Raw genomic sequence first — 26,355 nt, forward strand, 5'->3', positions numbered from 1 at the left:
CGATTAGCGAAGGGGCCGGTTCTGGTAGGCAATGTTTGGTCGGTTAACCGGCGGGCGGAGATTGTCACCCAGCATGAAATCGGCGCGCACGATGCGGTGGAGCATGGCCTCCGGGATCGGTGCGATAAAGCGCACGCCGACTCGGTTGCCATTCCGATAGGCTTCAGCGCAGCCGATGCGGTCGGCCAGTCCGATGATCTGCAGGTAATAATGCTTGGAGAGGCCTATGGTTGTCGTGATTTCGAGCCCGGCGCCGCCCTGGGAGATGTCCAGCACTTCGCAGCTCCGCATGGTAATGCCGCTGAGGCCAGGATTGACCGCCATAATACGTGCGGGACGGCGGACGTAGAAGCGCTCCCACTTGCGTTCGTACATCTCAGAACTGACACCCGCCAGATGCGTCGCATTCTCCATGCAAGGTCCTCTTAATTTGGACTTTTCTGAAATACACCTTGCGCTGCAAGTTTTGCATTATCATCAACCAAAAGGCTCGCATTTTAGTGATTTGAAACTTTGCAGTAACGCTTCAAGTGATTTTTGATTGCAGAAATTGTAGCGATGCCTGCTTTGATTGAGTGTCTGCGGCTCTGGTCCATGAACGCATCGCCAGCAGCTCCGGCTCCTGTGGAGCGAGGGTGGTCTTGTGAGTCGGTTCAAGCTGTGCGGCCAAGCGCGTCCCTAATGATCGAGCTCGAAGGAGAGCCTGACGACGTGGTGGAGAAATTCGGCGTCGATCAGCATGTTGAAGCCGATGGTGACCTTCTCGGCTTCGCGGCGGACGAGCGTGCTGCCGATTTCATCATGAATTCCGAGAATTTCGAGGAAGAAGTTTTTCGGCACCGGCAGGTGAGGGCTGACCTCTAGCTCCGCTCCATAGAGCGATATGTTTCGGATCAGGCATCGTATGCTGGTTTTGGTGCTGAGATGGTGCCCGACGAGCACGATCCGACCCGGACGATCAACGGTAAACTTGCGATAAACCTGATCCGGCGGGATTGTTGCCTTCGGATTGAGTCGGTCTTCCAGATGCATGATGATCCTCCTTCCATCACTGCACGGATAAGTAATAGGGCATCCGCGTCACTACTTCCTCTCCGGGATCGTTAGAATTCGACGGATCGACGCATAAACCCTTGCTCTCAGTGGATTTGTTGGACTTGGGCGATGCTTCGTCATGCCGCGATCAGAAAAGTGGGACTCGGCGATGTCGCAGAGCCGTCTGGGGCAGATCAACCGGGGCCATTCGTCTTTGTAAACTTGACCCGCCTGCGCCACAAAGCTAGGCCTTGCTCAGCACTGGTGCTGGCACGAAACGAGCTGGCGCGATCGGGATCAAGACGTTTCAAGGAATGCGTTCGGTGTCGGACAGACTGGTAATCATCGGAGCAGGGCAGGCGGGTTTTGCGCTGGCTGCCAAACTGAGGGCGCTGAAGGATATGCGTCCGATCACTCTGATCGGCAGCGAGGCGGAGCTTCCCTATCAGCGTCCTCCGCTTTCCAAGAAATATCTGCTCGGCGAGATGACCTTTGATCGCCTGCTCTTTCGCCCGCAGAATTGGTACGGAGAGGCCGATATCGACGTGCGGCTGTCGACGCCGGTCGAAGCGATCGACCGGAACCAGAAGAAGCTGCGTCTCTTCGATGGGTCGACCATAGCCTACGACAAGCTGGCGCTTGCGACCGGAGCAACGCCACGTCGCCTTCCAAACGCGCTCGGAGGCGATCTGGCGGGTGTCTATACCGTTCGCGACAAGGCGGATGCCGACCAGCTGGCCGGTGAGATGAAGACCGGTCGGCGGCTTCTGATCGTTGGTGGCGGCTATATCGGGCTTGAGGCGGCCGCTGTTGCAAGAAAGCTTGGACTGGCCGTGATACTGATCGAGATGGCGCCGCGCATTCTTGCGCGCGTGGCATCACCGGAAACGGCAGACGCCATCCGCGCGATCCATGTTTCGGAAGGAGTGGAGATAGCCGAGAATACCGGGCTCACGCGGCTTATTGGCGATGCAGGTCGTGTCACGGCAGCAGAACTCTCCGATGGACGTGTATTGGATGTGGACATGGTCATTGTCGGGATCGGCGTGATGCCGAACGACCGGCTGGCAGCCGATTGCGGCCTCGAAACATCGAACGGCATCGAAGTCGATGCCTTTGGCCGAACCTCGGATCCCGACATCTATGCCATGGGCGATTGCGCGACCTTTGACTGGAAGGGCAGCAAGGTGCGGCTGGAATCGGTTCAGAACGCCGTGGATCAGGCCGAAGCCGTGGCGGCCGTTCTTGCCGGCGACAGTGAGCCCTACAAACCAAAACCCTGGTTTTGGTCTGACCAATATGATGTGAAGCTGCAGATCGCCGGTTTCAATCTGGGCTATGACGAGACAATTTCGCGCGAGGGCGCAAGGCCCGGCAGTCTTTCCATCTGGTATTATGCCAAGGGGCAATTGATTGCCGTTGACGCCATCAACGATGCCAAGGCCTATGTGACGGCGAAGAAACTGCTCGACACCGGTCGAAACGCCGACAGGGCTCTCATTGCCGATCCCGGTTATGACTTGAAGGCCCTTCTGGCCTGACAGGTCCTGGACCTGGGCTTTTCGTCGGTCAGCCGGGACGGAAGAATGACCGCACTGCCTCAGCCGTCGCCGCCAGCGCATCCGGTTTCATGGATCCGCAGCGTCCCGCCAATCTCACCCGAGATCTTGAGGCAGATTTCTGTGCCGGGGATGTAGAAGTCATCGGTGCCGAAGGCGTTGTAAACGCAAACCCATTCCCTGGGCTCGGACCCGGCAGCGAAGAGGGCTCTTGATGTTCATGGCTGACCTCCAGTCAATTGCAGACTGGGCGTTAGTCAGTTTTTCGCATTTTTGCAGATACTTAAGCGACTCCGGCCTGGATTAGGCATGGACAAGAAGCTGCGACAGCACCCTTTTTGGAGAAAAGACGTTCGGTCGCGCACAACGGCAATATTTTGAGCGATCAGCCAAGGCTGCAGTTTGCAGGCCAGCCAGTCGGAAGCCGAATCTCGAATGCAATGGACATGTTCCGGCCAGCGTGGGGCGCTGACGAACCTGAAATACGCGTGCTTTTGTGGGAAACTGTGGTGGCGGAGAGGAAGGGATTCGAACCCTCGATACGCTTTTGACGTATACTCCCTTAGCAGGGGAGCGCCTTCGACCACTCGGCCACCTCTCCGGTGCGGCCTGATTATGTGCAAGATTCGCCGATTGCAAGGCCTTTTCGTCGAGAAGCTGTAAATCCGATGGATTTCTGGGGGTAAACAGCGTTCTTCCCGCGCGCCGATATCAAACCCGCCGGCAGCTCGGAGGGCTCAGCGGTACTCCCTATATATGGAGCGAGGCCGCCGCCAGCCTCCCCGTCCAAGCAAAACCGCAAAGACCGATTCCAGAATCATCTCTCCCGCAAGAAGGTTCGATAAGCGCGCTTCCAAGTGACATTGTTCCCATGAGCAGTTGGTGAAGCCACCAGCTCCCCGGCAGAATCATCATCAACAAGGTGTGGAAACCCCGGTATACGGGCATTTTCCTCCAGTTAACCCGAAGCGCCGGTTTTCCTTTCGCCGTGCTAAACTACCGGAACCACAGGCGTTTCCTAACGAAAGGTAAAGTTTTATCGGTTCCGGATGCCGACTTTGTGTCGTTTGGGCAACAGATCACGGGGAAGCCGTCGCCCTTTCATCCCATTCCGGTCTTTGTCGATTGCATGACCGCTCACCTTTTGTATTTTCAACGTCGGAAGCGAGGCGGTGGATCGTCCGTCTTCTGAAACCGACGGGGATGGGGCAGGGAATGCTGTCCTTCAGCCAATTTACCCAGACCCATACGAAACTTGACTGGAGGTCAATAATGAACATCAAGAGCCTTCTTCTCGGCTCCGCTGCAGCTCTCGCTGTAGTTTCCGGCGCACAGGCCGCTGACGCAATCGTCGCTGCTGAGCCCGAGCCCATGGAATACGTTCGCGTTTGCGACGCCTTCGGCACCGGCTATTTCTACATCCCCGGCACCGAAACCTGCCTGAAGATCTCGGGTGAAGTTCGTTTCGCCTATGACTGGAACAACAATGATTTGCCTCGTAGAAACGCAGCTGGCGTGGACACAGGTATCAACATTGACGACTTCCAGACCCGCGCTCGCGTGAACTTCGAAGCAAAGAATGACTCGGAAATCGGCACGATCGGTTCCTTCATTCGTCTTCAGGGCACCTCTGACGGTACGCAGGGCGTAACCGTTGACCAGGCTTACCTGACCGTTGGTGGCTTCAAGGCTGGTTTCTTCACCACGTTTGCTGATGACATCGGCATCGCTGGCGAAAACGACACCTTCATCGCGAACTCCAAGTTTGACGCTGTAAGCTACACCTACGCAACCGACGCCTTCACGGTTGGCATCGGCGTTGACGAACTCCGCCAGGCTGACGGCGCGTTCGGCGTAGAAGGTATGCTTTCTGCTGCTCTTGGTGCAGCAAAGCTCGGCCTCTGGGGCGGTTACGACACGAAGGCTGACGAAGGCTTCATCGCCGGTGAAGTTTCGGCTGCTGTCGGTCCTGGCACCTTCGAACTCTACGCTGGCTGGGCTTCTGACCCGTCGCACTACGTAACGACGGTCGAGTGGACTGTTGGTGCGGCTTACGGCTTCAAGGCAACCGACAAGCTGACGCTGACCCCTTCGGTTAACTTCGTTGAGCAGTTCGACAACGTCGACTACGTAACCGGCGGTCTGCTGGCTTCGTACTCTGTTGCTTCTGGTCTGAAGGTAGACGCCACTGTTGACTACAACAAGTCTGACTCCAAGGACTGGACCGGCTTCGTTCGCCTGATCCGTTCGTTCTAATTCGATCTCCAGATCGGATAAGGGAAAGCCCGGCTTCGGTCGGGCTTTTTCTGTTTTTATCAAGGGTGCTGCGAAGTGTAGCGCGGCGCGAACCTGTTACCGCCGGAGAAACGCTGCGATTGCCTGGTCCAGTCGATCGAGATGCAGAAGCGGCGCATGGCCCTGGCCGCTCGCGATCACGGCATCGAATTTCGGATGTCGCTTTGCCATCTCCTCAAGCGTGGCTTCCGACAGCAATCTTGAATGCTCGCCTCGAATTGTCATCACCGGAACGGTGGCCAACTGTTCGAAACCGGCCCAAAGATCGGGCAGGGGCGAGGACAGGTCGAGCGAACGGAACTGTTCGCCGATGGCCGGGTCGTAATCCGCCAGAAGCTTGCCGTCCTGTTCCCGAAAAATTGCCTTCGCCATGGTCTGCCAATCCTGCTCTGTCAACGCCGGGAACTCGGAACCATGCGTCTTCGCCAACAGATGCGCCGCCTCCTCGAAATCCGCCGGGCTTGATCGGCTGCCAAGATAGGTCTGGATCTGCCGCAATCCGTTGAGTTCCAGAACCGGGCCGATATCGTTGAGGATGACGCTTGCCATGCGCTCCAGATGGGTGAAGGCCAGCATATGCAGGATCAGCCCGCCGCGCGAGGTGCCGATGAAATGGGCGCGGTCAATGCCGAGCTGGTCGAGAACGCTGATGACATCGGCCGCTTCCACCGGGATCGTGTAGCGCTCGGGGCTTGGATCGCGATCGGAAAGACCGCGCCCGCGCGAGGTGATGGTGATCACCCGATGGTCATGCGGAGCGCTGGCAAGGATGGTCGCCAGCTCGGCAAAATCCCGCCCGTTGCGCGTCAATCCCGGCAGGCAGACAACCGGAGGCTTGCCCCGGTCTTTGCCATAGACTTCGACATGCAGGTGAAGCCCGTCCGGTACTCTAATGAAAAGACTGTCTTTTTGGATTTCCGTCTGCTGATCCATGCTTCTGCTCCGCAATCACTGCGAAACAGGCTACATCATCAGGGCGGCAATCGGTACCGGATCATTTCCCGATCCGGTCAGCGCCCGAAGCGAAGATCGTGCACGATATCGGTTCTCTGGCCGAGACGGGTCTTGTAGACCTGATAATTCTCCATGACCCGCATCACGTAATTGCGTGTCTCGGGGAAGGGGATGCGCTCGATCCAGTCGACCACCTCGTCGATCGATTTGCCACGCGGATCGCCGTAACGCTCGATCCATTCCGGCACTTTGCTGGCCCCCGCATTATAGGCGATGAAGGTCAAGACATAGGAGCCGTCGAAGCGGTCGATCTGTTCGCCGAGATAATGAGCGCCGAGCGTGGCGTTGAAGCCCGGATCGGTTGTCAGCTTTTCCGGCCGGAAGGCAAGCCCATGCCGCTTTGCGACACCTCTGGCCGTGGCCGGCAGGAGCTGCAAGAGCCCGCGCGCATCGGCTGGCGAAATGGCGGTCGGGTTGAACGCGCTTTCCTGGCGTGCAATCGCGTAAGCGAGCGCCTTGCCGGAGCCGGCAATATTGGCGCTTGCCGGAATGGCGCCGATCGGGAAGGCAAGCGCTGGAACATCGATGCCGCGCGAAAAGGCCGTCTTGCCCACCTGCAACGACAGCTGATGCCCGCCGGAGCGTTCGGCGCGCGCCGCAAGAAGAGCCAGTTCGCCGGGATTTTCAAGCTGGTCGGCCAGCGCCCGGTAAAGGCTATGCGCCCGCCAGCCATGACCGGCGGCCTCGTAACGGGCAATCGCCCGTACAGCCTCGCGGCTGTCAAACCTGCGCCGTTCGGCATCGCTCGGGCGCGGATAGGCAATGTCGAGGCCCTTCGCGCCCAGCCTTGCCGCTGCAAGCTGACCGTAGAAGGTGCTGGAATGGCGCGCGGCCTGGCGGAAATGATCGCCGGCCTTTCTGTCGCCTGCAGCCTCGGCAGCGCGGCCCAGCCAGTAATGAGCGCGGGAGGCCGAAAGCGGTCGGCTGGAATTCTCCAGGATACGGTTGAAATGGCGTGTTGCCGTCTTCGGGTCGTTCAACCCGCGCAGCGCATACCAGCCCGCATGAAACTCCGCATCGACAACATCGGTCGAGCGCGTCGCGACATGATTGGCCGCCACGCGATAGGCATCGGCAAAGCGCCCCTTGTCCGCTAGCCCGCGGGCAATGATCCGCTGTTCGTTCCACCATTCGGTGGTGTTGATGAGCTTGGAGCGATCCTTCGGGATCTGCCGCAGAAGCTTGGCCGCCTCCTCATAGCGGTCCTGCCGCCTCAGGTTCTCGATCCGGAGGAAAAGATAGGCCGGGTCCGAATGCCAGGAACGGTCGACGGCGCTGATCAGCTGCTGGGTCTTGGGTGAGCGCGCCTGCAGGGCTGCCCAGGCATTGTAGAGCGATTGCGCCTTGCCCAGCGAGGAGAAGCGTTTCGCCTGTTCTGCTCGGCCGCGATAAAGCAGATAATCCATCCGCGCCTTGTGGTCTGCTGTCGTCAGAAGACCGCCGAATTCATCGAGAATCTGGTCCTCCAGCGCGGTATCCAGCGGCTCCTGATGCCAGTAACGGCGCAAGGTTTTGGCGGCCTCGGCGCGCTGGCCGGAGGCAAGCTGGGCCCGCGCCAGGATGATGGCACCCTCCGCCGTCTCCGGCAGCGAGCGGCCAAAGGCGGCAATGACGCCTTGAGGCGTTGGGTTTTCGCGCAAAAGCGCGCGCTCTGAATTCGCCCGGAAGGACTTGAGCCCCGGCCAGTCCGGCAGCGACTGCTGGGCTGCGGCAATCTCGGAGGAGGGGATGTCCGGCAGGCCGGACATGGCGATGGACCAGGTCAGCATCTGCCGGTCCAGCCCCTGTGGCAGCCGGTTGCGAAAGGCGATTGCGGCGGCTCCATCCCGGTCGGACAGCGCATCAAGCCCGGCCTTCAGAAGCGGGCTTGCCTGGCCGGCAGGCTGGCTGCGCGGAATGGTCCCGGTGATCTCCGGCGAAGGCCGGCTTGCAGGCCCCGGCGCAAAGCCGAGCGGCTTGAACTGCGGGACCGGAACATTCGACGGCTGCGCGGCGAAACTGGAGGTCACGCCGAGAGGCGCGGCAAGCATGACGCTGACGGTGGAGGCGAGTAGAAAGGACCGGATCATGATGTCACCAAAGAGATACGCGTGGCCCTTTCCATAAGCTGGTTGCCCGATTAACGAATCCTTACCATGGCCGATCACATTTGATCTATTAGGCGGCGGATTTCCCTTCGAAAATCGCTTTTGCTGCGCTTGTCGGGCCGTATCGCCCGAAGTAATGTGCGCCGGATTTACCAATGGAATGAGGCCGAAGCATGGATTTCGGTCGCTTGAGGAGTTGACTGCATGTTCAAGGGATCGATCCCGGCTTTGATTACCCCCTTCACCGATCATGGTGCAGTCGATGAAAAAGCCTTCGCAGACCATGTCGAGTGGCAGATCACGGAAGGCTCCACCGGCCTTGTGCCGGTCGGAACCACCGGCGAATCGCCGACGCTGTCGCATGCCGAGCACAAGCGCGTGGTCGAGCTCTGCGTCGAAGTGGCGAAAAAGCGCGTGCCCGTCATTGCCGGCGCCGGCTCCAACAACACGCTTGAGGCCATCGAGCTTGCCCAGCATGCCGAATCCGTCGGCGCCGATGCGCTGCTCGTCGTCACCCCCTATTACAACAAGCCGACCCAGAAGGGCCTGATCGCCCATTACAAGGCGATTGCAGACGCCGTCTCGCTGCCGATCATCATCTACAACATCCCCGGCCGCTCGGTGATCGACATGTCGCCGGAGACGATGGGCGCGCTCGCGAAAGCCCACAAGAACATCGTCGGTGTGAAGGATGCGACCGGCAAGATCGAGCGCGTCTCCGAACAGCGCATCACCTGCGGGCCGGATTTCGTCCAGCTCTCGGGCGAAGATGCAACGGCACTCGGCTTTAACGCCCATGGCGGCACCGGCTGCATTTCCGTCACCGCCAATGTCGCCCCGCGCCTCTCAGCCGAATTCCAGGCTGCGACGCTGTCAGGCGACTATGCGAAGGCACTCGCCTACCAGGACCGCCTGATGCCGCTGCACAAGGCCATCTTCATGGAACCCGGCCTCTGCGGCGCGAAATATGCGCTGAACCGCACCCGCGGCATGAACCGCACCGTCCGACTGCCGCTGATGGCGACGTTGGAGGCCTCAACAGAAGCCGCGATCGACGCGGCGCTGAAGCATGCGGGATTGGTGAATTGAGGGGATGATGGGAAGGCCGCGGGGAGGGCGGCTTTTTCCTATTGTTGAGGCTGACTTGATGATCAGTTCTCGCCCAACACGCAAAAGCCATTGCCGAATGGATCCGAACAGAACGCCACCGGTCGCGGTTTGTCGAATGTTCGCTCTACGGTTCCATTCTCCGCGATAATGGAGCGAATGCATTTTTCGAACTCGTTGACGTGAAAATCCAGATGAACTGGTGTCCAGTGTCTTTGGTAGTTTCGAAGATGGGAGCCAGCAGTTGAACTCTCGGTCCCTTCGGCCTTTTCGTGAATACACAGAGCTACATTGTTTGCATCCATAACTGCCATATGGGGCAAAGGACGAGATACCTCTTTAAAGCCGAAGACGCGCTCATAGAAACTGACGCCTGCCTCTAGGCTAGGTGTATCGATGCTGATGTTGATCCGTGTCGTCGTCATGCTGATCTTGCTCCTGAGGTAGCCGTGCGGGCTCTGTGCGGTTTCTGAGTGCATTGAACACATGAGTGGGAACTGTCAGCCTCTGATCTGTCGCGTAAAGTCTCTCGATCAGCACGGGATTTGAGTCCGCTGAAAGCATGTGCTCGGCGAGATCATCGAAATAGGCCAATTTCTCCGGGTCCAGAGCGTCATCAGGCCTAGGCTGTGCACCCCAAACATCCCAGGGGAGCATTTCGACACGACAAAAAGCGGCAATATCGCGTATTAGGCTTCCGGCAATGAAGAACAATCCATAGAGATTGGCATGAGAAATGCCAACTCGATCAGGATCCATCTCCCGGAGGCGACATCGTTTCCACACCTCGGCAGCGGTCAGAAACTTCGCTTTTGGCACGTTAAGAATGTCATGCTGTATGCCCAGCCTTTGCTGCCAAACAGCGTCAAACATTGGGTCTGCGTACCGCCACGTTTTGCAATCGGCGTCCCAATACTCCACCACCCAATGGTCTTCAAATGTCGCTGATGAAAAATAGTCGGCAAAACCCGCACGCGACCTGGCTGGAATGCCGTGGTGTCGAAGCAAGGCCAGAAGCAAAAGGGCGAAGGTACCACATCGTGCAGCCATCCTGTGCTGCGGCTGGCGTTCAGAGAGGAGTTGGGGAGAGCCGATCTCTGTCAGTCTCTGCAGTATTTGATCCACCTGTCGAATATGGATGTCCTGCGCGCGGTCGTCGTTCAAATCTATGCCGTAGAATGGTTTCGCAGCGACGTCGTAGATCAGTAGATTCTGGACAAAAGCGGTCATCGCACGCAGATCCGCCGTGACGCTTTCAATCAGGCCTATATGAATCCCTGGAGACGAGTGTGGGGACTGTTTTGCAAATAGATCGTGTTTCTGCTTGCCTTGTTCTTTCTTGTCCATGACCAACGTCTCTTCAATCCTGTTTTGCCGGCTCAAGCAGTAGGGTGCAGTAGCGAATGAGGTGTTCTATGCTGTCGGTTGCGACACGCGGTTCGCCTATGGCCTTTGCCATTATGAAGGCGCCCTGCAGAACTGCCTGGATGTGTAAAGCCAAACTGGCAGGAGCGCAGACATCCTTGTTGATGCTGTTTGCCAATGCTTCTGCTATGTCGTCGTGAAGCGTTGAGGCGTGCGCCTCGATTGCCTCGCCACACGCATCCCGGATCGCCGGTGAAGTTTGGTGAACCTCTTGCGCCATGGTGCCCAGTAGACACGAGAACTCGGATGCATCGCCAACGACGAGTTCCTTTCGGAAGGCCAGATAACCCAGGACTCGTTGTTGGGGATTTGATTGCTTCCGGTAGGGCGCTCTCCCGAAGATCGCCTCGGTTTCGTTGTGCCAGTGAGCAGCAGCGGCAATCGCAAGCTCCTCTTTCGACCTGAAATGATGAAAGAAGGCGCCTTTCGAGACAGTCGCCATACGGCACAAATCATCAACTGTCGTCGCAGCATATCCCTTGGAGCGAATAACGCTCAATGCGGCATTCAGCAGGCGCTCACGGGCATCGCCGCGATCTGGGTGGAGAATCGTTTTCCTAGTCATGTTGACAGCATACCGACTAGTTGGTACGTGATCAAGGCAAGATCAATTTTTTGTTGAAGAATGACTTATGATGAAAAATCTTACGTCTGTTTTCATAGCCGCACATCTGATGCTGCCGCTAACGGAGGCTGCTATGGCTGACGATCTGCGAGCAACCCGCACCCTGCAAGCCACGCCAGACAAGGTTTGGGCGGCTTTAACCGATACCCAATGGATCAAACGGTGGTGGGGCCCTTTCGGCTTTACTGCACCCAAAGTCCGGGCAAATGTGGTCGTGGGCCAGGCGACGCTGGTTTGTATGACAGGGGCGAACTTTCCCGTCATTTGCAATACTTGGACCTATAGAGAGATCGTTCCTGGATCCCGTCTCGTTTTTGATCAGGGTTGGGCGAATACAGACGGGGCTGAGGTATCGCCAAATGAGCTTGGTTTACCGGCTCATCTTCCGCGGCTCGTGCCCCACGTAATAGAGATAGTGGCAGGTGAAAACGGTACCACAATTCTCCATTGGTCCGAGTTCGGTTATCCTGATGCGCAGACCGCTGCTATGTCCAGAGCAGGTTTGGAGCAGGTTTTGGACAAGCTCGCGACCGCAGTTGAGTAGTCGCCAAGGTATACGTCAGGCTGGTGGTGGCTCATAGTCATGTACCCACCCCACCTTTATTTCCCCCCCATCCTCCATTACATAGCTCCCATACCCGCCACGCCCCGCCCGCGTAGGCGCAACCCCGATAAAATCCCGGGCGAAACGGAAGATTTGGCCATGGCCCCCAAAGGCTCACAGCGCGTCGTCAACAAGATCGTTGCGGAAAACCGCAAGGCGCGCTTCAATTACGAGATCGTCGACACCTACGAGGCGGGTCTGGTTCTGACCGGCACGGAGGTCAAGTCGCTGCGCGAGGGCAAGGCCAATATTGCCGAATCCTATGCCTCCGACGAGGGCGAAGAGATCTGGCTGATCAATTCGCATCTGCCGGAATATCTGCAGGCGAACCGCTTCAATCACGAGCCCCGCCGCCGTCGCAAGCTGCTTCTCTCCAAGCGCGAGATCAACCGCCTGCGCGCCGGCATCAATCGCGAGGGCATGACGCTGGTGCCCTTGAAGATCTATTTCAACGAGAAGGGCAGGGCGAAGCTGGAACTGGCGCTCGCCAAGGGCAAGAAGCTGCATGACAAGCGCGAGACCGAGAAGGAACGCGACTGGAACCGCCAGAAATCCCGCCTGTTGAAGACGGGCTGATCATGGCGCTCTCGCATCTCAAGGTCACCGTCGGCCCCTTCGTCTTCGAGGCGAGGCTCGAGCGCGAAAAGGCGCCCGAGACCTGCCGCATTTTTGAGACCTTCCTGCCGTTCCGCAACCAGGCGATCCATTCGCGCTGGTCGGGCGAGGCGGTCTGGGTGCCCTTGGGCGATTTTCAGTTCGGCGCCGGTTTCGAAAACCACACGGCCCATCCCTCGCGCGGCGACATCCTGCTTTATCCCGGCGGCTTCAGCGAAACCGAACTGCTCTTCGCCTATGGCTCCTCCCAGTTTGCCAGCAAGATGGGCGTTCTGGCGGGCAATCATTTCCTGACGGTGACGAAAGGTCAGGAGCAGCTGGAGGCCATGGGCAAGATGGTTCTCTGGCAGGGCGCCCAGGCTATCGCTTTCGAGTCGCTCTGACCGTCCGGCCCTTCGAGAGCATTTCCGGCGAAAGCGGGATCGCCTTTCATGCTCTCTGTCTTTGTCTTCACTGAAGTCCTGCGGCAAAAGCACGATGCACTTTGCTGGAATGGCTCTGGGGGCAGACCCTTGCCGCCCCCCGGTTCGGCGAGGTCAGGCGAAAGCCCTGCTGCCTGACAGCCTCTGCCCGACGGCAATCATCCGGATCGCATCTTCCGTCGCCCGCCGCAAAAGCTTGTAGCCGTCCCTGATCGCCTCTTCCAGCGTGCAGGGTCGCTTCAGGATGGAGGCGAAGGCCGAGATCCCATGGGCGAAGGTCTGGTCAACGCCGCGACCGATCGTGCCGGCAAGCGCAATGGTCGGAATGCCCAGCGCTTCGGCCCGCCGGGCCACTTCGCAAGGAACCTTGCCATAGGGGCTCTGCCCGTCCAGGCTTCCTTCTGCGGTGATGACGAGATCGGCCTCGGACAAGAGCCGGTCGAAATCGAGATAGTTGAGGATGATGTCAAAGCGCGGATGCAGGGTTGCGCCGGCGAAAGCGATCAATCCGGCGCCGAGCCCGCCCGATGCGCCGGCCCCCGGCGCAATGCCGACATCCTGGCCGGTATGGCGCTCAATGAGATCGGCCCAGCGCTGCATCGCTCGGTCGAGATGCTCCACCTGTTCCGGGGTTGCCCCTTTCTGCGGACCGAACACCCGGGCGACACCTTTCTCGCCCAGCAGCCTATTGTGCCAGTTGACGGCGGCATCGATCCTCACTTTGGCCAGTCGCGGATCGAGTCTCCTGAGGTCGATCGAATGAAGATTGACAAGGGCGCCGCCGCCCTGGGGCAGATCGCGGCCTTCGGCATCCAGCAGTCTCGCCCCGAGTGCCTGGGCAAGGCCGGCGCCGCCGTCATTGATGCCGCTGTCGCCGCAGCCGACCAGGATCCGCTTGGCGCCGTGTGCCAGCGCCTTGAGGATAAGCTGGCCGACGCCGTAGGAGGTCGTCAGCATCGGGTTGCGTTGATCACGGGGAACCAGGGACAGCCCGGCGGCGGCGGCCATCTCGATCACCGCGGTCTTCGGTCCCTTTCCGCCCATCAGGCCGAAAAAGCTGTCGACCGGCTGGCCAACCGGACCGGTCACTCGGGCCTTGACGAGCCTGCCGCCCGTCGCCCGAACCAAAGCCTTGACCGTCCCTTCGCCGCCATCGACCATCGGCGCGCAGAGAACGCGGGCGTTCGGCAAGGCCTTGAGAATGCCCTCGTGGATCGCCAGGGTCACGTCGTCGACAGAAAGGGATTCTTTAAAACCGGAGGGGGCAACAAGAATTGTCATGGTCATCGCAGTCTCCTTTTGCTATGTATCTGCGATGAAAACGTACATCCGTTGACCTTATTCCCGGATTATTCATATAAATATTCGATAAAGTCGGATTCATTCACCGAAATATATTGCGAATATCTGCTCCGATATCCCGAATGGCACGGTCTATAGATTTTTCTATATTGTTTCTGTTTGATGTGTCTCGTTTCGTCCGTGGCGACGATGCTTCGCGACGGATCTCCGGTTTGACATTGGCGGCTGGTTCCTGCGCCTTGGTCTTGGTTGCCGCGATGGTCTCGACGATGTTGCTCGTTGTGATCGGCGGCAAGAGCGTCAACGGGGGCAGGTGGATGACCGCCATGGCTGGCTTGTCATCCTGGGCCAGAACCATGCGCTCGGTGCCGGCGCCAGCGATCTGATGGGGCCAGACGAACAGGGCAATACCGACCAGGAGGGTCAGTTTGGCCATCCCCAGCGGCAGCGCCAGTCTGGCCAGATCGGCCTGGGTAAAGCCGCCCTCCTCCCGCATGCCAAAGATGGCGACGGGTTTTGCGCCGGCCATCAGGCTTTGGCAAAATCCGCTGCCCATCACCACCACGAGGATCATCACGGTGGCCTCGTGGCCAAGCCCCGCAACGGGCAGGGCAACGGCCGGCACCAGCACGGCGGCGCGCGCCGAGCGGGATGCAATGACGATATGGGCGACCATGGCGACGATGGCAACGACGATCACCATGGCCGTCTTGCTGGCGGTCAGCGAAGCCGGCAGCCATGCCAGCGCCTGCCCGGCCAGCCAGCGGTCTGCGCCGCTCTGGGTCATGGAATAGGCGATCAGGGTCGTGGCGGCCATATAGAGGATGAGTTCGACATCCACGGCGCGAAACACCTCTTTCGTCTTGCTGCGCGTGAACGGCTTGGTCAGCAGCGCCATGGCGCCGACCACGGCGACCAGCGCCATGCCGAAACCGTGTAACGGCTCGGTCAGCCAGAGACCGACCAGAATGCTCACGACACAGAGCACCCGCCATTGGCGCGGCGTCAGCGGTTCGCGCATTCGCGCCCATCCGATCCGTTCGCGCCACAGGGCGCGCGGAACAAACAGGACGAGGATCAGGAGCACGCCGGCTGCCGATGCGAGAAAGGCCAGAGGCGCCCCGAGCATCAGCCAGTCCAGATAGCTCAACCGGTCGCCGCCTGTGGCCACGATTGCCTCGACGGCAACGAGATGAGCCCCCGCGCCGATCAGCGATCCGCCGGCCGACAACAGAATGACCGTTGGAAACAGCAGGGCCAGCGGACGACGAAGCCGCTCGTCCGGCAAATGCGGGATGAGCGCAAGGAACACCGGCAGAAGAAGCGCCGCCCGCCCGGAGGTCGATGGCAACAGAAAGGCGGTCAGCGCAATGGCAGTGGCGAGCGTGAAGGCAAAGGTCACGAAATGCATCTGCCTCGACAGGAGCGGCAGGATCATCCGTTCGGCCAGTCCGCATTCCTTCAGCACTGCAGCGATGATGAAGGCTGCCAGCAGCAGCCAGACCAGATCCGAACCCAAGATGGCGTAGAGCTGGGTCTCTGCGATCACCCCGGTCAGCACAAGCGCCACGGCGCTTGCAAGTGCGACCAGGCTTTCCGGCAGGGGCGTGGCCACCCAGCCAATCAGAGCGAGGGCTGTGATGATCAGGGCAATCCGTCCCTGTGGTGACAGCGTCTCCGGAAACACCCAGATGCACCAGACCGTCACGCCGGCTGTCAGGATCGGCACAAGGAGCAAGAGGGTTCTGCGCCATTCGGGGACAGCGCGGCGCACATGCGGGTCAAACGGGCTTGTTGCCGTTTCCGTTGCGATCATGGTCATGGAATTCTCCCTGCTTGCTTCAGGGCGAAAACGTCGACAACGACAGTTTATTCCATGCGAACGGTTTTGACAGGCCGCCGTCCTTGGTCCCGACACCGCAAGCACCAGCGGTGCGCCCTTCCTCTGACAAGTTCAGGGCAACCTGAGGCTCGGGCGCACGTCGAGCAAAAGTGCGTTAGCGGTTTTGCGTCCGGACTGCGTAAAACCGGATAAATGGAGGGTTTCCGGTCATCAAGCGATCACCAGAAACGCGCTAGTGGTCGTCTTCGCTCGCCGTTGCCGGTTCTGCCACGCGCGGAGCAGGTCTGTCGCTCGGATCGCGACCGATCTCGGCCTTCAAGCTCATCAGGTCGATGAAGTGGTCCGACTGGCGGCGAAGATCGTCGGCAATCATCGGCGGCTGGGTGGCCATGGTCGAAACCACCGAAACCTTGCGTCCCTTGCGCTGCAGCGCCTCGACCAGTGTCGTGAAATCGCCGTCGCCGGAGAAGATCACCAGGTGGTCGACGGTTTCCGATTGCTCCATGGCATCGATGGCAAGCTCGATATCCATATTGCCCTTGACCTTGCGGCGACCCATGGAATCGGTGAATTCCTTGGCGGGCTTGGTCACGACCTTGTAACCATTGTAATCCAGCCAGTCGATCAGCGGACGAATGGACGAATATTCCTGATCCTCGATCAGCGCCGTGTAATAATAGGCGCGCAGGAGATAGCCCCGCTTCTGGAAGGCCTTCAGCAATTTTCTGTAGTCAATGTCGAAACCGAGGCTTTTCGACGCTGCGTAGAGGTTGGCACCGTCAATAAAGAGTGCAATTTTCTCGCGGGGATCGAACATGTCCAAATCCTTTCTGGCTTAAATTCCTAGTGGCAAAACGCAATAAAAACAGGCTGTTGCCGAAGATTCAAAGTTGACACCACATACATTATGAAGTGTTCATATATTAAATTATGTAGGGTAATACTCTGTCTTATCCAAGCACGTACAGGTTGAATGCCTTGGCAAAAAATGGCTTTCGCCACAATTCTCTGCGGCTCGGCACGGTCCGGCGCGTATGAAAAACTTGAATTTGCCATCCATTGATTGTATCGCACCTGCAATCCCATGAATTCATGAACGCAAAGGACAGGCAATGGCCCGCGTCACCGTTGAAGATTGCATCGACAAAGTCGAAAATCGGTTCGAGCTGGTATTGCTCGCAAGCCATCGTGCCCGCCAGATCTCCCAGGGCGCACCGATCACCATTGATCGCGACAAGGACAAGAACCCGGTCGTCGCCCTGCGCGAAATCGCCGATGAGACGCTGTCTCCCGACGACCTGAAGGAAGACCTCATCCATTCGCTGCAGAAGCATGTCGAAGTCGACGAGCCGGAGCAGGAGCCGAGCTCGATGCTTGCCAATACCGGCACCGTTGGCAAGGGCGACGAAGAAGACGAACTGCCCGAGACGCTAACCTTCGACCAGATGTCGGAAGAGGAGCTTCTCGCCGGTATCGAAGGACTTGTACCTCCGGAAAAGAGCGACGATTACTAATCGTCAACAAATCCTGCGATAGTCTGCGTCCAACAGTTCATTTCAGTGCGCCAGTCATCCTGACTGGCGCGTTTTTCGTTTATATTGCGACGAAGAGGCCGCTCGAAAGGCCGCAGGTTCCGCCACCTGCGCCAACCCCGCAAGGGTGTCGATGAGCGGGTCTTGAAACGGTCCCCGGAGTCCCCGACATCGGCTCTGGTGGCTGACAATCGTTTAGAGGTGTCGGAGACGGTCAGGAGCAAACCGGATGATGCGGCAATACGAGCTCGTGGAGCGGGTGCAGAAATACAAGCCCGACGCCAATGAAGCTCTCCTCAACAAGGCCTATGTCTATGCCATGCAGAAGCATGGCAAGCAGACGCGCGCCAGCGGAGATCCCTATATCTCCCACCCGCTTGAGGTTGCCGCCATCCTGACCGAGATGCATCTGGATGAATCGACCATCGCGGTCGCCCTCCTGCATGACACGATCGAGGACACATCTGCCACCCGCGCCGAGATCGACGAACTCTTCGGCGAGGATATCGGGCGTCTCGTTGAAGGCCTGACAAAGCTCAAGAAGCTCGACCTCGTCACCAAGAAGGCCAAGCAGGCGGAGAACCTACGCAAGCTCTTGCTCGCGATCTCGGACGATGTCCGGGTCCTTCTCGTCAAGCTCGCCGACCGCCTGCACAACATGCGCACGCTGGAGCATATGCGCGACGACAAGCGCGCCCGCATTTCCGAAGAGACGATGGAAATCTATGCGCCGCTTGCCGGTCGCATGGGTATGCAGGACATGCGCGACGAGCTGGAGGATCTGTCCTTCCGCTATATCAACCCGGAAGCCTATGAGACGGTGACGAAACGTCTGTCGGAGCTTTCAACGCGCAATGAGGGCCTGATCACCAAGATCGAGGACGAACTGCGCGATCTGCTGATTGCCAATGGCGTGGCCAATCCCTGGGTCAAGGGTCGCCAGAAGAAGCCCTATTCGGTCTTCCGCAAGATGCAGTCGAAGTCCTTGTCCTTCGAGCAGCTTTCCGATGTCTATGGCTTCCGGATTCTGGTCGAGGATATTCCCGCCTGTTACCGGGCGCTCGGTATTGTGCATACCCGCTGGCGTGTCGTGCCCGGTCGCTTCAAGGACTATATCTCGACGCCGAAGCAGAACGACTACCGCTCGATCCACACCACGATCGTCGGTCCGTCTCGCCAGCGTATCGAGCTGCAGATCCGTACGCGCCGCATGCATGAAATCGCCGAATTTGGTATCGCCGCCCATGCGCTCTACAAGGATGGCGAAAACACCGACGGCGATCTCTTGCCCCGCGAAAGCAATGCCTATTCCTGGCTGCGCCACACGATCGAGGCGCTGGCCGAAGGCGATAACCCGGAAGAATTCCTGGAGCACACCAAGCTCGAGCTCTTCCAGGACCAGGTCTTCTGCTTCACCCCGAAAGGCAAGCTGATCGCACTTCCGCGCGGCGCGACCCCGATCGACTTTGCCTATGCCGTCCACACCAATATCGGCGACACGACCGTTGGCGCGAAGATCAACGGCTCGATCATGCCTCTGGTCACCCGCCTGTCGAACGGCGACGAGGTCGAAATCATCCGCTCCGGCGTCCAGGTGCCGCCGGCGGCCTGGGAAGAAATCGTGGTCACCGGCAAGGCGCGCGCTGCCATCCGCCGCGCCACACGCATGGCGATCCGCAAGCAATATGCAGGCCTCGGCCAGCGCATTCTGGAGCGCACTTTCGAGCGTGCTGGAAAGGTTTTCTCCAAGGACAATCTGCGTCCGGTGCTGCATCGCCTCGGCCAGAGGGATGTCGAGGATGCCATTGCTTCCGTCGGTCGCGGTGAGAGCTCCTCGCTCGACGTGCTGCGTGCCGTCTATCCCGACTATCAGGACGAGCGCGTCACGGTAAAGCCATCGTCCGACGATGGCTGGTTTGCCATGAACAGCGCAAACGGCATGGTCTTCAAGCTGCCAGGCAAGCCAAGCCAGAAGGGCAATGCGCCGACTGCCAATGATGGACCGGATCCGCTGCCGATCCGTGGCCTCTCCGGAAATGCCGAGGTGCATTTCGGTCCGGCAGGTGCGGTGCCGGGTGATCGTATCGTCGGCATCATGGACGATGAAAAGGGCATCACCATCTATCCGATCCAGGCGGCCACCCTGCAACGGTTCGAAAACGAGCCGGAGCGCTGGATCGATGTCCGCTGGGATCTCGATGAGGCAAACAAGTCCCGCTTCGTCGCCCGCATTCTGATCAACGCCATCAACGAGCCCGGCACGCTGGCGACAGTCGCCCAATGCGTTGCGCGCCTCGATATCAATATCCGTGTTCTGAACATGATCCGGATTGCGACCGACTTCACCGAGATGGCACTGGACGTCGAGGTCTGGGATCTGCGCCAATTGAGCCAGCTGCTTGGCGAGTTGAAGGAACTCGACTGTATCTCGACCGTCAAGCGTGTCTTCGACTGAGCATGCTGCCGGGCGGGGTAGAGAAGCTCAAGCCCGGCAAATCTGTGGCATTTGCCAGTTTTTTGGCCACAGTCCTGCCTAATGCGTAAACCGATACTCTCGGGCTATGCGTTCATCGCATATCTGCCTTTGCCAATTGGATCTGGTCCTTTGTGCGGCGCACAATTACATTCGGTTCAACACAAAGAGACATAGAACCGAGGACCGAAAGATGTTCGAACCTATCCGTAAAATCGCCCGTTCGCTGCGTGTGCCTTCTGTTGCCGAGCGCGAAATGATGTATCTCAACGGCGCCCGCGACCTCGTCGACCTGGAATACCGCCAGCGTCAGATAGACCGTGGCATGTTCCGTCGCGGCTTCTGATAACGGCTGAAATGCTGAATGGCGCCGGCTGCTCGGTCGGCGTCCGCAAAGACGGGGTCCCATAAGACAAAGGGATACCTCGCGGGTCTTGTCCTTGGCGGACAAAATCCCGTAGATAGACGGCATGTTGTTTCGTCGTCGCCAGCCAATCTCGTTTTCCAACAAGCTTCGCGAATTCGTGTGGCCTCGCAAGGGTTTTACAAGACCTTTTCACTACGTTGCAAAACGCATCCTCCGGCTTACGGCGACGCCGCATGCGATTGCTGCCGGTGTCGTGGCTGGTGTCATCGCATCCTGGACGCCCTTCATGGGCTTTCACTTCATCCTGGCTTTCGTCCTTGCCTATCTGTTCGCCGGCAACATGGTGGCTGCGGCTTTGGGCACAGCCTTCGGCAATCCTTTGACCTTTCCCCTGATCTGGGCGACCACCTGGGAAGTGGGAGAAATGATCCTGGATCGGGGAGCCGATGTGGAACGCAAGATCAACCTGCACAAGCTCTTCTCCTCTTTCGAAGTGCACCAGCTGTGGGAACCGGTCCTCAAGCCCATGTTGGTCGGAGCAATCCCTCTGGCATTTGTGAGCGGCATCATCTTCTACATCTTGACCTATCTTGCCGTGCATGGTTTCCAGCGTCGACGCAGGTTGCGTCTGGCCGAGCGGGCCAAGGCCCGCCTCGCGACGGCGCTTGATGGCAAGGCGAGCGTCTGATCATGATCATCGGTTTGGGAAGCGACCTGATGGACATTCGAAGGGTCGAGCAGTCGCTGGAGCGGTTCGGAGACCGTTTCACCCATCGCTGCTTCACCGAAATCGAGCGCCGCAAGTCCGACGGTCGCAAGAATCGTGCAGCGTCCTATGCCAAGCGCTTTGCTGCCAAGGAGGCGATGTGCAAGGCGCTGGGCACAGGAATTGCGCAGGGCGTTTTCTGGAAGGACATGGGCGTCATAAATCTGCCGTCAGGCAAGCCCACGATGAAACTCACCGGAGGGGCAGAAGAAGTGCTCAATCGGCTGCTGCCGCCCGGCCATCGTCCCGTCATCCATCTCACCATCACCGATGATTTCCCCTATGCCCAGGCCTTCGTCATCATCGAAGCACTGCCGACCGACACCTGAGACAGGTGGCCGCGCAGAAGACGGTGGCATGGACATTGCCGTTGACGCACGAAACGACTAGGAAGGGCGGGAATTTGCAAAAGGAAACCACCAGCGTGAGCGAAGACAAGAAGCCAAGCGCCCTTTGGGAAAACATCAAGGTCATTATCCAGGCGCTGCTGCTGGCGATGGTTATCCGGACGGTCTTCTTTCAACCCTTCACGATCCCGTCCGGCTCGATGATGCCGACCTTGCTGGTCGGTGACTATATCTTCGTCAACAAGTTCTCCTACGGTTACTCGAAGTATTCCTTGCCGTTTTCACCCGATCTGTTCGAAGGTCGCATCTTCGCAAGTGAACCGGAGCGTGGCGATATTGCCGTCTTCCGTTTCCCGCCAAACCCGAAAATCGACTATATCAAGCGTGTTGTCGGCCTGCCCGGCGATCGCATCCAGATGATCGATGGCGCGCTCTTCATCAATGGTCAGCCTGTGCCGCGTGTTGAAGACGGCACGTTTACATCGGATTACCGTCTCGATCCCGGTGCGGATGTGCCGATGTTACGCGAAACGCTGGAGAATGGCGTGAGCTACGAGACGCTCGATCAGGCGCAGAACACCCGTGGCGACAACACCCGGGAATTCATTGTTCCCGAAGGTCATTATTTCATGATGGGCGACAACCGCGACAACTCGCTCGACAGCCGCTTTGATGTCGGCTTCGTTCCGGCTGAAAATCTTGTCGGCAAGGCTTCGCTCATTTTCTTCTCGCTCGGCAATGACACCTCGTTCCGCGAAATCTGGAAATGGCCGACCAACATGCGCTGGGATCGGTTGTTCAAGGCGGTCGAATGAAGAAACCGGCGGCACTTGCGGAGGAGGAATGGCGGCAGCTTGAAGAGGCGGTTGGACACCGCTTTGTCGATCGCGACCGCCTGAGCCGGGCTCTCACTCACGCAAGTGTCACCGCCTCGAAGACGCGCGGGGACTATGAGCGGCTTGAGTTTCTGGGCGACCGCGTGCTTGGTCTGTGCATCGCCGAACTGCTGTTCTCGGTCCACAGCACGGCGACCGAGGGCGAGCTTTCGGTTCGCTTCAACCAGCTCGTCAGCGCCGAAACATGTGCGGCCATCGCCGACGAACTCGCTCTCCATCGCTTCATTCGCACCGGGGCCGATGTCAAGGCGATCACGGCGAAGAACATGCTGAATGTCCGTGCTGATGTGGTGGAAAGCCTGATTGCCGCTATCTATCTGGATGCTGGCCTGGAAGCCGCGCGGGCGTTCATCCTGCGCCACTGGACCGAACGCGCGCGCAGCGCCGAAGGTGCAAGGCGTGACGCCAAGACCGAATTGCAGGAATGGGCCCATGCCCGCCATGGCAGGGCGCCGACATATAAGGTTGCCGAACGATCCGGACCGGATCATGATCCCCGTTTTACGGTGATCGTCGAAATCCCCGGGGTTGCACCCGAGACAGGAACAGAACGCTCAAAGCGCGCTGCCGAACAGGTGGCCGCCACGAAGCTCCTCGAACGAGAGGGCATCTGGACAAAGTCCTGATCAGCCCCGATTGGAAGTCATGACCGAACACGAAAACACAGAAGCCGCTGGCGAACCGGCGGCACATTCACCGACCAAATCCGGTTTTGTTGCCCTCATCGGGCCAACCAATGCCGGCAAGTCGACGCTGGTGAACCGCTTTGTCGGAGCCAAGGTCTCGATCGTCAGCCACAAGGTGCAGACGACGCGGGCCGTGATGCGCGGAATCGCGATCCACAAGAACGCCCAGATCGTTTTCATGGACACGCCCGGCATCTTCAAGCCGCGCCGCAAGCTTGACCGTGCCATGGTCACTTCCGCCTGGGGTGGTGCCAAGGATGCCGATCTGATTCTGCTCCTGATTGATAGCGAGCGCGGGCTTCGCGGTGATGCCGAGGCGATCCTGGAGGGGCTGAAGGATGTGCCGCAGCCCAAGATCCTGGTGCTCAACAAGATCGACCGGGTCAAGGCCGAAGACCTCCTGCAACTGGCCGCCAAGGCCAATGAAGCCGTCAAGTTCGAGCGGACCTTCATGATCTCGGCAACGACGGGCTCAGGCTGCGACGATGTCATGGATTATCTGGCAGACACTTTCCCGGAAGGCCCGTGGTACTACCCCGAGGATCAGATTTCCGATCTGCCCATGCGCCAGCTCGCTGCTGAAATCACCCGCGAGAAACTGTTTCTGCGTCTCCACCAGGAGCTTCCCTACTCGTCGCATGTCGAGACGGAGAAGTGGGAAGAGCGCAAGGATGGTTCGGTGCGAATCGAGCAGGTGATCTATGTCGAGCGCGACAGCCAGAAGAAGATCGTGCTTGGCAAGAATGGCGAGGCGATCAAGTCGATCTCGACTGCTTCCCGCAAGGAGATGTCGGAGATCCTTGAACAGCCGGTGCATCTGTTCCTGTTCGTCAAGGTTCGCGAGAACTGGGGCAATGATCCCGAGCGCTTCCGCGAGATGGGCCTGGAGTTCCCGCGGGATTGAATGAAGCCGACGCGTTTCAGGCTTTGCGCGCCTGGACGCGCTTCGTCACGAGATTTGCGATCGCCGGGCCGAACAGGAGCACCAGTATCAGCCTGGTTGTCTGTAACGCCATGACAAAGGACATATCGACCGGCGTCGAGGCGGCGATGATCGCAATCGAATCGAGCCCTCCGGGGCTGGTGGCGAGATAGGCCGTCAGCGGGTCAATGTCGAAGGCATACCAGAGCAACCAGCCCAGCCCGCCACAAAAGGCCATCAAGACGAGGATCGACCCGACGATCTGGGGCAGGGCGTTTGCCGCATGCCGCAGGATCCTGCGGGTGAAGCTGAGACCGATTTTCCAGCCGATCACTCCATAGGAGAGGGCGAGAAGCCATTCCGGCAGTTGCAGGGTAATGTAACCCAGAACATGAAGCAGCGTCGTCGAGATCATTGGCAGCAGCATCGTGCCCGCCGGAATGCGCAACCAGGCGCCGATGGCCGCTGACGCATAGGCAACTGCGAGTGTCTTGCCGAGATCCAGCCAGTCGGTTTGCGGAAACCAGACGATCGGTGTCGCCGCACCGCCTGCCGCGCCGAAGACAAAGGCAGCCACGATGGATGCTCCACCGGCAACAAAGGCAACCCGCAGATACTGCATGAAGGCGACAAGCCGCGCATCTGCGCCATGGGATTCTGCCATCAGCACCATGGCCGAAGCCGCCCCCGCAGATGTGCCCCATATGGCTGTCGTGCCGGGAAGGATCTCGGCACGTGCCAGGAGATAGCCAAGCAGGCCGCTGGCAGCAATGACGGCGGATACGGTCACGAGAAAGACAGGCCAGTCTCGGACAACAGTCCCAAGCGTATCGAGATCCAGCGAACGCGCAATGATGCAGCCGATCATCGCATGGGATGCGATATAGGGAATGCGATGGACGGCGAGCCTTGCCCCGTTGGTCGCAACGACAATCGCTGCTGCCATCGGGCCAATCAACAATGCGCCCGGCATGTGCGTGAGATAAAGTGCCACCGAAAAGGCAAGTGACACAGCAACAAGGATGAACCAGCGCAAGGCTGGATGGAGAGGCGTGAGAAGACCCGGTGGCGGTTCGGTCAGCAGCTGAGGGCTGACGGTCGCGCGGCCTTCATCAGGTTGGTCCGGTTCGCCACCCTTCGAGCTATTCTGATCTGTCTGCCTGTCCGTCACCGGCGGTGCATCCGTCATCAATCTGCGCACAAAAATGCACTTGCATCATTACGCCAGTTTGCAGCCCGCATGACAGCCAATTTGTTTGCATCGATCATAAACTCTGTCGATCAAACCCAACGAGAGGGGCGGGTCATGGTCCGCCGTAGTTCCGGATGCGGAATCGGTTGTTTCGCAAGCCCTGCCTAGGGTAGAACAGGCCATGCAATGGACAGATGAAGCCATCCTTCTCGGTGTGCGTCGCCACGGGGAAACCAGCGTGATTGCGGAGATGATGACGCGCGAGCGCGGACGCCATCTCGGCATGGTCCGCTCGGGGCGGTCGCGCGCCATGCAGCCGGTTCTGCAGCCGGGCAACCGGTTGGAGGTGACCTGGCGCGCCCGGCTGGACGAGCATCTTGGCGAATACCGGATTGAGCCTTTGATGCTGCGGGCAGGGCGGCTGATGGAAAGCGCGACCGCAGTCTATGGCGTCCAGGCGCTTGGCGGTCTTCTGCGGCTTCTGCCCGAGCGCGACCCGCATCCGCATCTCTACCAGACTTTGGACATCATTCTGGATCACCTCGACGAGCCGGCCATGGCTGGCGAACTCTTCGTGCGCTTCGAATTGGCCGTGTTGAATGATCTCGGCTTCGGGCTGGATCTGGAGGAATGCGCAGCAACCGGGACGCGCGAGGACCTCGCCTATGTCTCCCCCAAATCCGGTCGAGCCGTCTCGAGAACTGCAGGCCAGCCTTACGCCGATCGCATGCTCACACTGCCGGATTTTCTGAAATCCGGCGCTTCACGAGCTGCTGACGCCGAAATGCTGGCAGCAGCGTTCCGATTGACAGGTTTTTTCCTTGAAAGACATGTCTACGAGCCGCGCGGCATCAACGCCGGCACGGCTCGTGAGGGCTTCTGTCAGGCCGCGTTGAAGACCTTGCGGTCGGCGGTCGAAGAAACGGGCGTTGGAGCATTGGCGGCACCGAGCAGCAGTGCCTGATCCTCGGGTGCAGAATTCTGCATGTGCTCGTGAATGGCACGGCGCAGCTCGCCGATGCTTTCGTATTGGCTGCCGTCCAGATCGATGACCGGGAACTTTACCGCAATGAATTTCAGCCGATCACCGTCGGGAATGGTGATGCCGACCGGGACTCCTGCATATTCGATAACTTGCTTCTTCATGACATGATCCTCGCCTGCGCATCCCGCGCGGCGTCAATTCTTCGTCGATTTCTTTATGAACGGTGCTAGCGCAGAGTCACATTCGACAGATGCGG

26 protein-coding genes, 1 tRNA gene and 2 pseudogenes are annotated in these 26,355 nt (G+C 59.0%); 15 read left to right on the top strand and 14 right to left on the bottom strand.

Annotation, left to right across the window (positions count from 1 at the left end):
* Window positions 1-3 precede the first annotated feature (3 nt).
* Both FE840_RS10450 and FE840_RS10455 read right to left on the bottom strand, forming a co-directional pair.
* Window positions 4-414, bottom strand: a complete 411-nt coding sequence (locus FE840_RS10450) for a PilZ domain-containing protein (RefSeq protein ID WP_138288152.1) — start codon at window positions 412-414, stop codon at window positions 4-6.
* 264 nt (window positions 415-678) lie between these two features.
* A complete protein-coding gene (locus tag FE840_RS10455) occupies window positions 679-1,032 on the bottom strand; it encodes a hypothetical protein (RefSeq protein ID WP_138288150.1) in 354 nt (117 codons plus the stop codon).
* A 317-nt stretch (window positions 1,033-1,349) separates the two neighbouring features.
* Between FE840_RS10455 and FE840_RS10460 the strand changes: the two genes are divergently transcribed.
* Window positions 1,350-2,576: an NAD(P)/FAD-dependent oxidoreductase gene (locus FE840_RS10460; protein WP_138288149.1), complete on the top strand. Its 1,227-nt coding sequence runs from the start codon at window positions 1,350-1,352 to the stop codon at window positions 2,574-2,576.
* 110 nt (window positions 2,577-2,686) lie between these two features.
* Here the strand turns inward: FE840_RS10460 and FE840_RS21195 are convergent.
* Window positions 2,687-2,803: pseudogene (locus FE840_RS21195) on the bottom strand (porin); the annotation flags it as partial.
* Between the two features lie 301 nt (window positions 2,804-3,104).
* Window positions 3,105-3,195, bottom strand: a tRNA-Ser gene (locus FE840_RS10470).
* A 671-nt stretch (window positions 3,196-3,866) separates the two neighbouring features.
* Here FE840_RS10470 and FE840_RS10475 point away from each other — a divergent pair.
* Entirely contained in the window at window positions 3,867-4,850 is a 984-nt protein-coding gene (locus FE840_RS10475; protein WP_138288148.1) for a porin, read from the top strand.
* Window positions 4,851-4,946: 96 nt separating this feature from the next.
* Here the strand turns inward: FE840_RS10475 and FE840_RS10480 are convergent, their stop codons facing one another.
* Both FE840_RS10480 and FE840_RS10485 read right to left on the bottom strand, forming a co-directional pair.
* Complete coding sequence (locus FE840_RS10480) at window positions 4,947-5,822, bottom strand: alpha/beta fold hydrolase (RefSeq protein ID WP_138288146.1); 876 nt, start codon at window positions 5,820-5,822, stop codon at window positions 4,947-4,949.
* 77 nt (window positions 5,823-5,899) lie between these two features.
* Complete coding sequence (locus tag FE840_RS10485) at window positions 5,900-7,972, bottom strand: lytic transglycosylase domain-containing protein (RefSeq protein WP_138288145.1); 2,073 nt, start codon at window positions 7,970-7,972, stop codon at window positions 5,900-5,902.
* A 222-nt stretch (window positions 7,973-8,194) separates the two neighbouring features.
* On the opposite strand from FE840_RS10485, the gene dapA reads away from it, so the two are divergent.
* Window positions 8,195-9,079, top strand: coding sequence for a 4-hydroxy-tetrahydrodipicolinate synthase (gene dapA, locus FE840_RS10490; RefSeq protein WP_138288143.1), 885 nt, complete (start codon window positions 8,195-8,197; stop codon window positions 9,077-9,079).
* Between the two features lie 62 nt (window positions 9,080-9,141).
* Here the strand turns inward: dapA and FE840_RS10495 are convergent, their stop codons facing one another.
* The 3 genes from FE840_RS10495 to FE840_RS10505 are packed head-to-tail and all read right to left on the bottom strand — an operon-like array spanning window position 9,142 to window position 11,087.
* Entirely contained in the window at window positions 9,142-9,522 is a 381-nt protein-coding gene (locus tag FE840_RS10495) for a VOC family protein (protein WP_171033739.1), read from the bottom strand.
* A complete protein-coding gene (locus FE840_RS10500; protein ID WP_138288140.1) occupies window positions 9,482-10,444 on the bottom strand; it encodes a transglutaminase domain-containing protein in 963 nt (320 codons plus the stop codon). The genes FE840_RS10495 and FE840_RS10500 overlap by 41 nt, the downstream gene beginning before the upstream one ends.
* Before the next feature lie 13 nt (window positions 10,445-10,457).
* Complete coding sequence (locus tag FE840_RS10505) at window positions 10,458-11,087, bottom strand: TetR/AcrR family transcriptional regulator (RefSeq protein ID WP_138288138.1); 630 nt, start codon at window positions 11,085-11,087, stop codon at window positions 10,458-10,460.
* Between the two features lie 67 nt (window positions 11,088-11,154).
* Between FE840_RS10505 and FE840_RS10510 the strand changes: the two genes are divergently transcribed.
* The 3 genes from FE840_RS10510 to FE840_RS10520 all read left to right on the top strand — a co-directional run bounded on the left by FE840_RS10510 (window position 11,155) and on the right by FE840_RS10520 (window position 12,749).
* Window positions 11,155-11,691 (top strand): SRPBCC family protein, encoded by a 537-nt coding sequence (locus tag FE840_RS10510; RefSeq protein ID WP_138288136.1) that lies wholly within the window; start codon window positions 11,155-11,157, stop codon window positions 11,689-11,691.
* A 159-nt stretch (window positions 11,692-11,850) separates the two neighbouring features.
* Complete coding sequence (gene smpB / locus FE840_RS10515; RefSeq protein WP_138288135.1) at window positions 11,851-12,327, top strand: SsrA-binding protein SmpB; 477 nt, start codon at window positions 11,851-11,853, stop codon at window positions 12,325-12,327.
* A gap of 2 nt (window positions 12,328-12,329) precedes the next feature.
* Window positions 12,330-12,749, top strand: coding sequence for a DUF3830 family protein (locus tag FE840_RS10520; RefSeq protein ID WP_138288133.1), 420 nt, complete (start codon window positions 12,330-12,332; stop codon window positions 12,747-12,749).
* 153 nt (window positions 12,750-12,902) lie between these two features.
* Here the strand turns inward: FE840_RS10520 and FE840_RS10525 are convergent, their stop codons facing one another.
* The 3 genes from FE840_RS10525 to FE840_RS10535 form a co-directional block, all read right to left on the bottom strand.
* Window positions 12,903-14,075 carry a glycerate kinase family protein gene (locus tag FE840_RS10525; RefSeq protein WP_138288131.1) on the bottom strand — a complete coding sequence of 391 codons (1,173 nt, stop codon included), beginning with the start codon at window positions 14,073-14,075 and terminating at the stop codon, window positions 12,903-12,905.
* 97 nt (window positions 14,076-14,172) lie between these two features.
* Window positions 14,173-15,912, bottom strand: coding sequence for an SLC13 family permease (locus FE840_RS10530; protein WP_210271766.1), 1,740 nt, complete (start codon window positions 15,910-15,912; stop codon window positions 14,173-14,175).
* A gap of 253 nt (window positions 15,913-16,165) precedes the next feature.
* Window positions 16,166-16,750 carry a LabA-like NYN domain-containing protein gene (locus FE840_RS10535; protein ID WP_138288129.1) on the bottom strand — a complete coding sequence of 195 codons (585 nt, stop codon included), beginning with the start codon at window positions 16,748-16,750 and terminating at the stop codon, window positions 16,166-16,168.
* Between the two features lie 295 nt (window positions 16,751-17,045).
* Between FE840_RS10535 and rpoZ the strand changes: the two genes are divergently transcribed.
* The 8 genes from rpoZ to era all read left to right on the top strand — a co-directional run bounded on the left by rpoZ (window position 17,046) and on the right by era (window position 23,904).
* Complete coding sequence (gene rpoZ, locus FE840_RS10540; RefSeq protein ID WP_138288127.1) at window positions 17,046-17,447, top strand: DNA-directed RNA polymerase subunit omega; 402 nt, start codon at window positions 17,046-17,048, stop codon at window positions 17,445-17,447.
* A gap of 247 nt (window positions 17,448-17,694) precedes the next feature.
* On the top strand, window positions 17,695-19,920 hold the full coding sequence (locus tag FE840_RS10545) for a RelA/SpoT family protein (RefSeq protein ID WP_138288126.1): 2,226 nt from the start codon (window positions 17,695-17,697) through the stop codon (window positions 19,918-19,920).
* A gap of 211 nt (window positions 19,921-20,131) precedes the next feature.
* Window positions 20,132-20,284, top strand: coding sequence for a DUF3563 family protein (locus FE840_RS10550; protein ID WP_138288125.1), 153 nt, complete (start codon window positions 20,132-20,134; stop codon window positions 20,282-20,284).
* 124 nt (window positions 20,285-20,408) lie between these two features.
* Window positions 20,409-20,993, top strand: coding sequence for a DUF2062 domain-containing protein (locus tag FE840_RS10555; RefSeq protein ID WP_138288123.1), 585 nt, complete (start codon window positions 20,409-20,411; stop codon window positions 20,991-20,993).
* 2 nt (window positions 20,994-20,995) lie between these two features.
* The gene (acpS, locus tag FE840_RS10560; protein WP_138288121.1) at window positions 20,996-21,400 is read left to right on the top strand and encodes a holo-ACP synthase; all 405 of its coding nucleotides are present in this window, start codon (window positions 20,996-20,998) and stop codon (window positions 21,398-21,400) included.
* Window positions 21,401-21,495: 95 nt separating this feature from the next.
* The gene (gene lepB, locus FE840_RS10565) at window positions 21,496-22,233 is read left to right on the top strand and encodes a signal peptidase I (protein WP_138288119.1); all 738 of its coding nucleotides are present in this window, start codon (window positions 21,496-21,498) and stop codon (window positions 22,231-22,233) included.
* Window positions 22,230-22,940: a ribonuclease III gene (rnc, locus tag FE840_RS10570; protein ID WP_138288117.1), complete on the top strand. Its 711-nt coding sequence runs from the start codon at window positions 22,230-22,232 to the stop codon at window positions 22,938-22,940. Before lepB ends, rnc begins: the two co-directional genes overlap by 4 nt.
* 19 nt (window positions 22,941-22,959) lie before the next feature.
* The gene (gene era, locus FE840_RS10575) at window positions 22,960-23,904 is read left to right on the top strand and encodes a GTPase Era (RefSeq protein ID WP_138288115.1); all 945 of its coding nucleotides are present in this window, start codon (window positions 22,960-22,962) and stop codon (window positions 23,902-23,904) included.
* A 16-nt stretch (window positions 23,905-23,920) separates the two neighbouring features.
* Here the strand turns inward: era and FE840_RS10580 are convergent, their stop codons facing one another.
* Entirely contained in the window at window positions 23,921-25,111 is a 1,191-nt protein-coding gene (locus FE840_RS10580) for an AbrB family transcriptional regulator (protein WP_138288113.1), read from the bottom strand.
* A gap of 184 nt (window positions 25,112-25,295) precedes the next feature.
* Here FE840_RS10580 and recO point away from each other — a divergent pair, with 184 nt between their 5' ends.
* Window positions 25,296-26,078, top strand: a complete 783-nt coding sequence (gene recO / locus FE840_RS10585) for a DNA repair protein RecO (protein ID WP_138288111.1) — start codon at window positions 25,296-25,298, stop codon at window positions 26,076-26,078.
* Between the two features lie 2 nt (window positions 26,079-26,080).
* Here recO and FE840_RS10590 read toward each other — a convergent pair.
* Window positions 26,081-26,260, bottom strand: a pseudogene (locus FE840_RS10590) (hypothetical protein); the annotation flags it as partial.
* Window positions 26,261-26,355 lie beyond the last annotated feature (95 nt).

It is taken from the genome of Peteryoungia desertarenae (assembly GCF_005860795.2).
Classification (GTDB): domain Bacteria; phylum Pseudomonadota; class Alphaproteobacteria; order Rhizobiales; family Rhizobiaceae; genus Allorhizobium; species Allorhizobium desertarenae.